The sequence below is a fragment of the Acinetobacter junii genome (assembly GCF_018336855.1).
Lineage (GTDB): Bacteria > Pseudomonadota > Gammaproteobacteria > Pseudomonadales > Moraxellaceae > Acinetobacter > Acinetobacter junii.
Genome location: NZ_CP059558.1, coordinates 2,989,931 through 3,002,164, shown reverse-complemented (window position 1 = coordinate 3,002,164; position 12,234 = coordinate 2,989,931). Strand labels below are relative to the sequence as shown.

Here is a 12,234-nt window from a genome sequence, read left to right as displayed (position 1 = left end):
CCTAGTCTTGTGTGGGATTAAACTGAGATTTTAATTGCTGAAATTTTGCTTCTAAGCGATCAATTTCTTGATTGAGCTGACGAGTTTCTCGATTCAGATCATCCATTTGCCAACGTGGCGCAAACAAACCACTATCTTCTTTAAGTGTATCTTCGACAAAGAACAAATGACTTTGCAACGAGCGCTTTATTTGCTGAGGCGCAAGCTGAATTTTTCCTAACTCATGTGCGAGTTGTGGACCAATCCAAGGGGATAAATGTGCAGCGAGATCAGGTTCTGCCTGTTGCATGATGCGCTGGATATCTTGCAATAAATGATAATCACCCTGTAAAGGAATATTACCGATTTGATCCATATCACTTAGCAAAAGTCGAATCAGTTCAACCACATTTGCTACATGTAAGGTTGCAGTGGCATCGGTGATCTTATTTTGATGATCGAAAGGGCGCTGCTCAAAAATAGAAGGAGTTTGACTCTGTCCAGTGACAGTGGGTTCTAGACGAACTTTATTTTCATCAAAGAAAACATCAACTGAGAGTTGTGGACTATCGATCACAACTCGTAATAGTTGACCTTGTAATTGATTCAGTTGGATACGCGTAATCGCATCCAAATCAATCACATGATGAATGATACGTTCGACTGCACCGAGTGCTAAAATCGACCACATATCTTAAGCCTTACAGTTTGAATCCACGGTGAACTGCAACAATACCACCTGTTAAGTTGTGGTAATCACAGCTTTGGAAGCCTGCATTTTCCATCATGCCTTTAAGTGTACGTTGGTCTGGGTGCATACGAATTGATTCGGCAAGGTATTTATAACTTTCAGAATCATTCGCCACCAATTTACCCATCATCGGAAGTGCGGTGAATGAGTAAAAATCGTAGAGTTTTGAAAATGGTTCAAAAACAGGTTTTGAGAACTCAAGTACCAATAAACGACCACCTGGCTTAAGTACGCGATACATCGCTTGTAAAGCCGCATCTTTGTCAGTCACGTTACGTAAACCAAAACTGATCGTCACTAAATCAAAACTATTATCCGCAAAAGGTTCTAATGTTTCTGCATTGGCAAGTACGAAATCAACATTGGTGCAGCCCGCATCAATCAAACGATCACGACCAACATTCAACATGGATTCATTAATATCTGAAAGTACCACATGCCCTTGAGGACCGACTTCACGGCTAAAGACTTTCGCTAAATCACCTGTACCGCCTGCAATATCTAAGACATGCTGCCCACGACGAACACCTGACATATTGATCGCAAAGCGTTTCCATAAACGGTGAATACCAAATGACATCAAGTCATTCATGATGTCGTATTTACTCGCAACTGAATGGAAGACTTCAGCAACTTTTTGAGCTTTCTCATCACTGCTAACAGTCTGATAGCCAAAGTGTGTGGTTGCGCCGACATTGCCCGTATTGGCACCACGCGGTAAGTTGTATTTTGGTACAGAGCCGCCTGTAGGGGTAGATGCAAGTCCTTGTTGTAATGATTGTTGTTGACCTTGCGGTGTACCTTGCGGAAGCGGTGAACTTAGGAATGGACTGACTTTGTCTGAACTCGGTTTTTGCTCAACTTCTGGGGTAGGCTGTTGGTTTTCGTTAGACATTGTTTTCTCCTAAACTCTCGTTCTAGCGATACGAATCAACATGCATGATGACAGATTTTGTAATTTTTTACAGGGCTTAGCATGTAATTGTTATGAATAATATACAGAAAGTCAGTGACTAAAAAGAGTTTCTAAATCGAAAAATGCTTATGCGTCATCTCTCAATAAAAATTAGCAGAGATGACGCTGATGTTTAAGGGCGAAATGGGTCTGGGTGACCTGCGTGAACCTTCTCAATAATTTCACGCTCTTTTTCAGTGAAAGTTTTGATGAAGTTAGCCGCTGATTTCATTGGTTTCATCGCTGCAAAACCTTCTTGGATAAAGTCATACATGCGTTCGAACTGGTATTTATTGGCGATGCCTTTACACATTTTAAATGCAGCGTACATCATGGTTGAACGCATATATTTATCTAATGCGACACCTAACTCATCCAAAAGATGTAATTGCTCATAACGATCTTCGCCTTGATCCAATTTGATGAGCGTTTGACGCATAATCTCATCAGTCAATACAGTGTCAGCTGGGTAATCTTGTAAAAGTTGTACAGCAACTTGCTCATCCAAACGTGTTGCTAAGACAGCTAAGCTAACCGATTTAGTTCCCGTTTTAATTGCATTATCTGGCAATAAACTTTCTGCTTTGTGTGCATATTTCAATAGACGTTCGATCTGCTGTGCCATTGCATCAAAATCTGGTCCACCATACAAACGGTTTAAAAAGTATTGTGCCATCAACTGATTTTCAGGTTGGGCAAAAAACTCTTGGTGTGTGGCAGCAATACGTGCTTTCATCCATGCTTGTACGTCATGTAAACGCTGAGCTAGAACTGGATCTTGATGGTAATTTAAGCTTTGGTATTGTAATAAAAGTTGATCAAATGCAGCGAGTTTTGACATGTTCGAACTCAAAAGAAATAAAACCTTAAAATCATAGGCGTGATGATAACTTAGAACTATGACAGCACAAACCTAAAATCTTTAACAATCGGTCAGTCGAGATATGCACTGAATCTAATCTACATAAACTGTACACGGGATTTGATGCCTTTTTATCAGATTTAACTATACTTATTGTTAATAATTAAACATTTAGAATTAAATATGAGCACACAACAACCGACATTTGAACTACGATCAGAAGACGAACTTTCTTTGGATTTGATCGAGGCTCAATATGCTTTAAAAGATAGCCAAGATAAAAAAAATGCCAAAAGCGTATTAATCCTTGTCAGCGGAATTGAACTTGCAGGTAAGGGCGAAGCGGTTAAGCAATTACGTGAATGGCTTGATCCTCGTTATCTTAAAGTGAAAGCTGATGCGCCTAAGTTGTTGAGTGCCGATCAAACATTCTGGCAATCCTATACTCGGTTTATTCCTGCTGAAGGGCAAATCGTCGTGATGTTTGGTAATTGGTATAGTGATTTGTTATCTACTGCGATGCATGTTGCGAAGCCTTTGGATGAAACACTGTTTGATGCTTATGTTGAGCAGATGCGATCATTTGAACATGATTTGCAAAACAATAATGTCCATGTCATTAAGGTTTGGTTTGATTTATCTTGGAAATCATTACAAAAACGATTAGACCAAATCGATGCATCTGAGCAGCATTGGCATAAATTGCATGGCTTAGATTGGCGTAATAAAAAACAATACGATACATTGCAGAGTCTCAGCCAACGATTTACCGATGACTGGTATGTGATTGATGGTGAAGATGCAGAGCGACGCGATCAATGTTTTGCTCAATATATTTTGCAGACTTTACAAGAGCTCCCTGTTCATCAAACTAAAGTCACTGAGAAGTGGCAACAAGCCAAAGTTCCAAACGAGTTATTAGAACCATCCAAACAAGTTTTGGATAAAGATCAGTATAAGGATGAGCTTAGTAAACTCACCAAAAAGGTGGCTGATGCACTTCGATATGATGACCGTAAAGTGATTGTTGCATTGGAAGGAATGGATGCAGCAGGCAAAGGCGGAGCAATCAAACGGATTGTGAAGAAGCTAGACCCTCGTGAATATGAAATCCATACGATAGGAGCTCCAGAACGGTATGAGCTACGTCGTCCTTATCTTTGGAGATTTTGGAATAAGCTCAATGATGGGGAGAAAATTACGATTTTTGATCGCACATGGTATGGGCGTGTTTTAGTCGAAAGAATTGAGGAATATGCAACTACTGTAGAATGGCAACGTGCTTATGATGAGATTAATCGCTTTGAGCAAAGCTTAGTCGATAGTCAAACCATAGTGGTGAAGATTTGGCTTGCGATCAGTAAAGATGAACAGGCGGTTCGATTTAAAGAAAGGGAAGAAACACCTCATAAACGTTTTAAGATCACTCCTGAAGATTGGCGAAATCGTGAAAAGTGGGACGATTACTTAAACGCAGCGGCAGATATGTTTGAGCGAACGAATACTGACTATGCGCCTTGGTATGTGATTGCGACGGATGATAAAAATACAGCAAGGATCGAGGTGTTGAAGGCGATTCTAAAACAACTGAAGGCGGACTAACCGCCTTAGTTATAAGGTAAATTAGGCAACAATCGTGCTGCGACTTTTTTGCTGAATACGTTTTGCCAAGTTATAGCAATCTTGGATATGTGCTTCAGTGATTTTTCGCATCATAAAATAACCAAGGCTTGCTGCGATCAGTTGACCGCCCAAAGGGATAAATTTGGTTACTTGTTTAGTGGCAATTTTGGTAAAAAAGCCGTTAAAAGACTTTTTCATTGCTGTGCGTGCGACAACGAAACCAGAGAACTCAAAACCACGTTTGCGTAATTCGTCCCAATGGATTTTTTTGGTTTCAGGATCGTAAACACTAATATGTTCAGGGGCTAAACCAAAGCGTGCATTAATATGCGGAATGATTTGCGTCAACATGCCTAAGTCGACAACAACGTCAAAAAATGGAATCGGTACAATTGCTGCACCAGCAGACCAATATGCACGTTTTTTTGTTAATTCTAAACATTCCTCACGGATTTGCTCCAAGTTCAAACTTGGATCTATTGAATCAGGAATTTTTTCGATTTTCATAAAGTTATACCTAATGTCTATCCCTTGATAGTACATTCAATCGTATTGAATGATGAATTTCAAAACAAATTTTTTATTTGATTGTTGGATTAACGTGACATAGTTCGTTGAAGTTGTATAGTGATGATTGTGTACGAATTTGTGCATTCGAATGGTGATTTATTAAAGAGGTTTCTTTAACACATGGGTATTCATGTCATTCAAAGTCAGCGCCTAGATGTATTATTACAAGGGGTGATGGCCTCGATGAATCAGCCGAGTTCGTCACCATTTCAAGTTTTTCAAACGCAGCATTTTATAGTTCCTAGCCCTGCTCAAGAACAATGGCTAACTCAAAAAATTGCTGAGCAGCAAGGCATGTCAGCGAATTACCAATTTCACCAGCGTATTCGTGGTTTTCAATGGTATGCCTATCAACAGGTGCTCGAAAATAAAGAACAAGTCCGTAAAGCCAATATTCCTCGTTTGATTTTAAAATGGCGTATATACCAAGCTTTACAACCTTTTATTCAGTCTGCACAGATCAGCTTGCTTGAAGATCATCCTTTATATTCGATTGTGCGGCGTATTTATGACAGTGCCGACCAATTACAAGATGGCACAGAGAAGCAGTTAAAAAAGCAAAGTATGCTGTATTGGGTCGCTGAGCAAGTCTCCCATCTTTTTAATAACTACATGATTTATCGCGGAAGTTGCCAACGTGGCTGCGTACAGGATTGTACTTGCGCTAGTAACTGGTTGTCTAAATGGGGGCGTAATCAAGCCCTCGATATTGAAAAGTTAATCTCGACAACAGATCAACATACGTCTGCGTTTAGTTTGAACCAAATCGAACAGTTAGAGGCTTGGCAGCGTTGGTTGTGGCAGCATTATTTCCATGAGGATTTTGTGGAAATGCAGCGTATTGATACCGACTTTTGGAAACTTTTAGACAATGAGGTTACAAGAACGCAGGCTTTGGCTCAACTTCCCAAGCAGATCATTATATTTACACTATTAGATTTACCACCCAGCCAATTACAGTTTTTACGCCGTTTAGGGCAGTATCTTGATGTGTTGATTTTGCATTTCAACCCGTCACAAGAGTATTGGGCAGACAGTGTCGATCCGCAGTGGAAACAGCGTTACGATCTTGGTGTCAAAGAGCGCTTTATTCTTAAGAATCCAAAGGCGACAGATGCAGAAATAACGGCCTTTTTTGAACAATTCACTTTGTTTTTTAATGCGCAGGCACGTGAGTCACGTCACCCTTTATTGACTCGATTGGGTAAACAAGCTCGAGATCATTTCTCACTTTTATCACAACTGGCAACAGGTGAGGAAGGGAAGTGGGTCGATGCCTTTGTGGATCATTTTCCAGAAACTTTGTTGGGTAAAGTGCAGTCAGATATTTTCTATCTTGCTGAACCTAAAGCTGAACAGTATCAGTTAGCTGAAAATGATCAGTCGATTCAGATTCATGTGTGTCATTCCAGTTTAAGACAACTTGAAGTGCTGAAAGAGCAATTGGTGCATTGGTTATCTGAAGCAGATGACATACCACGCCGTCCGAGCGATGTATTGGTATTAACGCCTAATCTAACTGAATTAGAACCTTTAATTCGCAGTGTGTTCCCTGCGGTTGCTCATACTCAAGAGGTGTTTTTACCTGTCAAAATTGCTGGAGTGGCACAGCTTGATGCACTCAATGCATGGCGAGCTGTTTTAGGTCGGATGCAATTACCACAAGGGCGTTTTACTCAGGATGATTTTGCAGATTGGTTGAATCTAGCTGCAACTCAACAACGTTATGGTCTTGATTATAGTCAAGCTCAACGCATTTTAGCTTTGTTAAATGATGCAGGCTTCAAGCGTGGCTTGGATGCAGCACATTTACAGCAAAGCTTAAGTGCTAACGATGACGACTATCGCTATAGTTTTAAGTTTGCTTTAGATCGATTAGCACTAGGGATTGCCATCCCAGCTCATGTGATGGTGCAGCAGACTTTAAGTTATGCAGATGTTCAGCCAAGTGACTTTGAGTTGATAGGTTTGTTGATTGAAATTTATCAAGATTTATCGGCACGGCGTGATTGGTGGATTGCACATGAGTTAGGGCAGAGTTTTACTGTAGAAGCTTGGTTGAAAAAGCTAAAGGAAGACATTCAAGAGTTTGAACAAGCTGATATTGTTGCCCTAAAAGCAGTACGCGATATTGTCCATAAGCAAGAGCGAATGCTGACTTTGGCGAGCTATTATGACGATGCTGAAACTCAATTACGTCAGATTTCACTGCCTTTGCCTTATATCGTTGATGAAATTCAACGGGCTTTAGAAAGCCAATCTGCACAAGTCGAACCGACAGGGCAAATTACATTTAGCCAAATTGGTCAGATTCGACCGATTCCTTATCGATTGATTGTGCTTTTGAATTTAGATACGGGTAAGTTCCCTAATCGAGATAGTCATATCCCCTTTGATTTAATGGATGCTCTTCGTCAGCAATTAGGTGATCGTTCTCGACTGGAAGATGATCAAGGTGCATTTTTGGATGCAGTTTTGCTAGCACAAGAGCAGCTTTGGCTATTCTATAATGGTTTCGATGTGAATGATGGTGAGGTACGTGAGCCATCAAGTGTATTGCAGGGGTTTCGAGATCATTTGGGACTGATTATAAAGCCTGATCTCGCTGACTCATTTGCCAATACAGAAACTTCTTGCACGGATGATTATAAAGCTTTGCAAATCCCGTCAAAACTTTATCCACTTTATCATTTGCATCGCTTACAACCTTTTGATCCATTAGGATTTATCGCTGAGCAAAGACATATACGCTATCAAGATCATTGGTTTAAGGTGGCATCCCAGTTGCAGCAGGTTAAGGGTGAACGTCAGGCTTGGGTCAATACAAGTTATCCACTTGAACAGCAAGACATGATCATTCTGGATGCTCATTCATGGATTCAGGACGTGATTTTCCCTGCACGTTTGTATCTTAAAACGCTGGGTATTGAAAATCTAAGTGCTACAGAAGTAGTGGATCAGACTGAACCTCTGATGCTCGATGGTCTAGGTAAATACGCGATTCGTCATTTTTTACAACAAAACATTGATGCTACGGCACCTGCTTTATTACAAGATCAGTTACCTGTCGGAAAAGTGCAACACAGCGCATGGCAACAAAGTCGTATTGAGCAACAACGTTTGTTAGAACGTTTGCAAGACTATGCAACTTCCCCAACAGAAACCACGCAACGTGTTTGGCGAGTATCGAAACAACTTCAGATCAGTTGCGTTACGCCCAAACACATCGCGCAAGACTGGATTAGCTTAGATGCTTCGAGTGCACGTGCTAAACGCTTTGCCAAAGTTTGGCTTGAGTATTTGCTGTGGCTTGTCATTTTGGATCAAGAGACGGCCTCTGAAAAACGTCGTGTGGTGGTATTTAGTGATCAAACCGTGATTTGTGAAGGGCTGAGTTCACATCAGGCGAAGCACTATCTACAGCATTGGTTAAAGCTTTGGCAACAGGCCCAACAGCAACCTGTGGTGCTGCCTGCGGCATTGTTATTAAAACCTTTGGAAAAAGGGAAAGCATATGACTGGGTTGAACAGGATGCGCTACATACGCTGATTGAAGAGAGCCAAAATGATTTGCTGAAAATCTGGAAAAATACCTACAACACAGGCTTTGTTGATTTCAGTCAAGATGAGGCGAATCAACAGCATCGAGATTGGCAGTTCATTTTGCAGGAACAGGATGCAACGGCATTGTTGCAATTCGCCTGTGATCATTATTCTTATGCTTTATATCAACCGATTTTTGAATTTTTACGAGTGGAGTAAGACATGCATTCACAATTTCCAGTGTCTTACCAACCGATTCGTGATATTCAATTCGAAGGTTTACATTTAATTGAAGCTTCGGCAGGAACAGGTAAGACCTATACCTTGTCGAGTCTCATGGTGCGGATATTTTTAGAAAAATATTTGCCACATCAGGTGATTGCAACAACATTTACTCGTGCGGCAGCAGCTGAGTTAAAAACGCGGATACGCGCGCGTTTAGTTGAGGTTCAACAGTTTTTAGAACCATTTCGAAATGTATTGGAAGCGGATATTTATCAGTTTGCCTTGCAAGAAAATGATCCATTAAAACAACATGTTCTACAAAATTTTGCACCGCGTATTGCTTATGCTTGTGAACGGTTAAAGCTAGTAATAGATCAGTTAGATGAGTTGTTTGTTGGCACATTAGATAGTTTTAGCCAGAAATTATTACGAGAATTCGCTTTTGAAAGTGGCAAGATCGAACGCGCGCAAATTACGGAAGATGCAAAAGCTTATACCCGTCAATTGATCCACGATGTACTGCGTGAATGGATTCAAGCCCAGCCCCAACCGTTGATTGATACACTTTACATGCTAGGCGGATTAAAGAATGTCGATTACTTTATTGGTATGGTCGAAAGTTCACTAAATTTTAGTTCAGCACAATTTAAGTTGCCGAATTTTCCTGAGATTGAATGGGCTCAACTGCAACAATGGCGGCAACAAGCGAAACAAATTGAACTTAATTGCTTGGCTGAATATTTTAATTTGGATGGTGCACATTATTCACATATCAATGGAACTTCTTTTCGTAATCATGCATTTAATAAACTGTTCAGTGAGTCTCTGCCTCAACTATTAAAAACACTTATTGAGACGGAGAATTTACAAGTTTTTGATGCTTATTTTTCCAGTCAACGTGATGCCGCATTTAAATTTTTAGATAAGCTCAATGAGCAGAAAATATTTAAGAAATGTCCGGCTGATATTTCAGAAGGTTTTTATCAACATCCAACCCTTTTACAACTACAACGATTACTTCAATCTCTGCAGCAGACTCAACAACAATTCGAACAATTACAAGTTTATTTAAAAGCTTATTTATGTGTTGAGGTTAAAAAACGTTTGCCACAAATATTACAACAAAAGGGTGAGACCACTTTTGCTCAGCAAATTAAAACCTTGTCAGATGCTTTAAAGGGTGAGCAGGGGCAACGTTTTGCAGTCTTTGTACAAGCCCGATATCCGCTTATTTTGGTAGATGAGTTTCAGGACACAAACCAAGATCAGGATGATATGTTGGCGAGTATTTGGCGGCATCCACAGCGTTATAAAAAGGGCTGCATGATTATGGTTGGGGACCGTAAACAGGCGATTTATGGGTTCCGTGGCGGGGACATGCTGACCTTTCTGAATGCCTATCAAGATATTATGGCAAAACAGGGACGCGAATATAAATTGATTCATAACCATCGATCAGTGAAAGAACTGGTCGAAGTGGTGGATGCTTTATTTCAACGACAAATAGATTTTGGCGAGCAAGTGATCTATGACTCGATTCAAGCAGGAGAGCGACCACATCCTGCCTTGATAGATGATCATCAAATTAATCCTGCCCCTTTACGCTGGTTACAGCTCGCAGACTCAAAAGAACAAGCGACTCAGGTCGCATGGAAAATTCAAAGTTTGCTCAATCAAGCACACTTAAATCAACTGTATCTTCAAGGTGAAACTCGGAAAGCAATTGACGAAGATGATATTGCTGTACTTTCACGTAGTCACAGAGAACTAGACGAAGTACAACAGGCATTGCAGCATTTGGGAATTCGTGTCAATCGTCCATCAAAACGCAGCGTATTTGACTCGCCTATCGCACAAGATGTGGCAGCCTTATTGACCGCTCTACTTCATCCCTTTGATGAGGCTAAGTTGAAACGAGCCTTACTTAGCCGTTTATTTGGATTTGATCTCAACCGCTTGTTGGTACTCGAGCAGAGCCCAATTGGGTTAAGTGAGTACATGCAATCCTTTGATGATCTTCGTGAAATGTGGATTAACCAAGGTTTCTTGGTGGCGTGGCAACAATGTCTAAATCAATTCGAGATTTGGCAGCAATTGGTGATCACTCAAAGTAAAGATAATGAACGTGCCGTGGTAAATTTACGTCATTTGACCGATATTTTGAGTCAGCATAGCGAACATGTACAAGGATCTCAGAATCTCTATCATTGGTATCTTAAACAGCTGAATTCGCCAAGTGATCGAGAGTGGGAACTGGAACATAAACTATCCAGTGAAGCTGGTGTTCAACTCATGACGATTCATCAATCTAAAGGATTGGAGTTCAAAATCGTCTTTTTATTGGGTGTAAATAAATCACCCTCAAATCAATCAGAAGCTTTAAACTTTTCCACTACAGAAATTCAACTCCCTGAAACAGGACAAATCCGAACACAACGTGTCGTTGCGATCGCTGATAAAAATTTTCTTCAAGATACAGAAATCAATCAGCATCAACAACGCGCTCAAGCCGAACAAAACCGTTTATGGTATGTCGCACTAACGCGTGCTAGTCATCGTGTTTATGCTGTGTTTGAACCTGAAAAAGGGGATAAAGCCAAAGCATCTGCTTTAGCTTTTTGGAAAAATCAAGCTGAGGTTTTTCAGCACATCTATAGTGCGGATGAGGCGAGTCTTCAGGAACGTCCAGCAACTCTTCGTGCCGCAAAGATCTCTCAAGATTTGACACTTGCTGCACAGCCTTTACCAACACAACGTTTTTATGCACGCGGCAAAACCAGCTTTAGTTATTTGGCACAACATTTAAAACATAAAGCCAATCGTATGGATCGCTTGGCAAATATGGATCAGAATCTACAACAGGCTGAAGATGAATTAGAGCTCACACAAATCATCATTGATGAAAGACCTGTTTCGCAGCCAATCGCATGGATTAAACAAAATTTTCCAAAGGGTGCTTTGGCAGGTAATTTCTTACATGAGATTTTTGAGCTGATTGATTTTCAACAACCTGATACTTGGGTCGAAGAAATTCGTCGCCGTTTTAAGAATACTTATCAAAGTTTATGGTCTGATCTTTTTAGCTTATATCAACAGCAGTTTCCAGAACAGCCACAAGCTGAGCAGCTGTTATATCAATGGATTGCGGAATGGCTACAAGATGTTTTGGCTACACCTCTGAATGGTGAGTTTCAGTTAAAGCAGTTAATAGCAGGACAGTATCTATCGGAATGTCCATTTTATCTGTCTTTATCTGATCGTGTATTAGCAATTCAACGCATACAGCAGTTGTTTGAAGAATATGACATTTATATGCCTGAACTATTGGAAGCGAAATCAGCACGTTATCTAAATGGTTCTATTGACTTGGTTTATTTTGATGGTCAGCGCTACCATATTGCCGATTATAAAAGTAATTATTTAGGTGCAGATCAATCAGATTATGGTGCTGAACAGATTGCTGACAGTATGTCATTGTCCAGTTATTGGCTTCAGGCAGGGTTATATTTAGTCGCTTTGCATCGCTATCTTCGCGTTAAACTGCAAAATTATAATATTGCAGAACATCTAGGTGGCGCATCTTATCTGTATTTGCGTGGTATGAATGGGCAAGCTCGGCAAGGCTACTTTTATTGGAAGCCAAATGATGAGTTTATTTTACGATTAGATGCAATACTGGGATATTTTTCTGAGGATAAAAATCAGAAAATAATGTAGATAAAGTGT

General features: G+C 40.4%; 7 protein-coding genes. 3 read left to right on the top strand and 4 right to left on the bottom strand.

What is annotated here, in order from left to right; all coding sequences use genetic code 11:
• Position 1: 1 nt before the first annotated feature.
• The 3 genes from H2677_RS13885 to H2677_RS13875 form a co-directional block, all read right to left on the bottom strand.
• Positions 2-670 (bottom strand): ubiquinone biosynthesis accessory factor UbiJ, encoded by a 669-nt coding sequence (locus H2677_RS13885; protein ID WP_004958639.1) that lies wholly within the window; start codon positions 668-670, stop codon positions 2-4.
• 10 nt (positions 671-680) lie between these two features.
• On the bottom strand, positions 681-1,625 hold the full coding sequence (ubiE, locus tag H2677_RS13880; RefSeq protein ID WP_004916798.1) for a bifunctional demethylmenaquinone methyltransferase/2-methoxy-6-polyprenyl-1,4-benzoquinol methylase UbiE: 945 nt from the start codon (positions 1,623-1,625) through the stop codon (positions 681-683).
• Positions 1,626-1,818: 193 nt separating this feature from the next.
• Positions 1,819-2,526 carry an FFLEELY motif protein gene (locus tag H2677_RS13875; protein ID WP_168154542.1) on the bottom strand — a complete coding sequence of 236 codons (708 nt, stop codon included), beginning with the start codon at positions 2,524-2,526 and terminating at the stop codon, positions 1,819-1,821.
• Between the two features lie 204 nt (positions 2,527-2,730).
• On the opposite strand from H2677_RS13875, the gene pap reads away from it, so the two are divergent.
• Positions 2,731-4,149: a polyphosphate:AMP phosphotransferase gene (gene pap / locus H2677_RS13870; protein WP_212638773.1), complete on the top strand. Its 1,419-nt coding sequence runs from the start codon at positions 2,731-2,733 to the stop codon at positions 4,147-4,149.
• A gap of 21 nt (positions 4,150-4,170) precedes the next feature.
• On the opposite strand, the gene H2677_RS13865 is transcribed toward pap, so the two are convergent.
• Positions 4,171-4,677 carry a hypothetical protein gene (locus H2677_RS13865; RefSeq protein WP_004916789.1) on the bottom strand — a complete coding sequence of 169 codons (507 nt, stop codon included), beginning with the start codon at positions 4,675-4,677 and terminating at the stop codon, positions 4,171-4,173.
• A 183-nt stretch (positions 4,678-4,860) separates the two neighbouring features.
• On the opposite strand from H2677_RS13865, the gene H2677_RS13860 reads away from it, so the two are divergent.
• Together H2677_RS13860 and H2677_RS13855 are read left to right on the top strand one after the other, a co-directional pair.
• Entirely contained in the window at positions 4,861-8,502 is a 3,642-nt protein-coding gene (locus H2677_RS13860; protein ID WP_212638772.1) for an exodeoxyribonuclease V subunit gamma, read from the top strand.
• A 3-nt stretch (positions 8,503-8,505) separates the two neighbouring features.
• Positions 8,506-12,225: a UvrD-helicase domain-containing protein gene (locus tag H2677_RS13855; protein WP_212638771.1), complete on the top strand. Its 3,720-nt coding sequence runs from the start codon at positions 8,506-8,508 to the stop codon at positions 12,223-12,225.
• The last annotated feature ends 9 nt before the right edge of the window (positions 12,226-12,234 follow it).

Excerpts from the sequence above, each read along its gene's own strand:
- H2677_RS13885 (WP_004958639.1), bottom strand. The coding sequence starts at position 670 with ATGTGGTCGATTTTAGCACTCGGTGCAGTCGAACGTATCATTCATCAT.
- ubiE (WP_004916798.1), bottom strand. The coding sequence starts at position 1,625 with ATGTCTAACGAAAACCAACAGCCTACCCCAGAAGTTGAGCAAAAACCG.
- H2677_RS13875 (WP_168154542.1), bottom strand. The coding sequence starts at position 2,526 with ATGTCAAAACTCGCTGCATTTGATCAACTTTTATTACAATACCAAAGC.
- pap (WP_212638773.1), top strand. The coding sequence starts at position 2,731 with ATGAGCACACAACAACCGACATTTGAACTACGATCAGAAGACGAACTT.
- H2677_RS13865 (WP_004916789.1), bottom strand. The coding sequence starts at position 4,677 with ATGAAAATCGAAAAAATTCCTGATTCAATAGATCCAAGTTTGAACTTG.
- H2677_RS13860 (WP_212638772.1), top strand. The coding sequence starts at position 4,861 with ATGGGTATTCATGTCATTCAAAGTCAGCGCCTAGATGTATTATTACAA.
- H2677_RS13855 (WP_212638771.1), top strand. The coding sequence starts at position 8,506 with ATGCATTCACAATTTCCAGTGTCTTACCAACCGATTCGTGATATTCAA.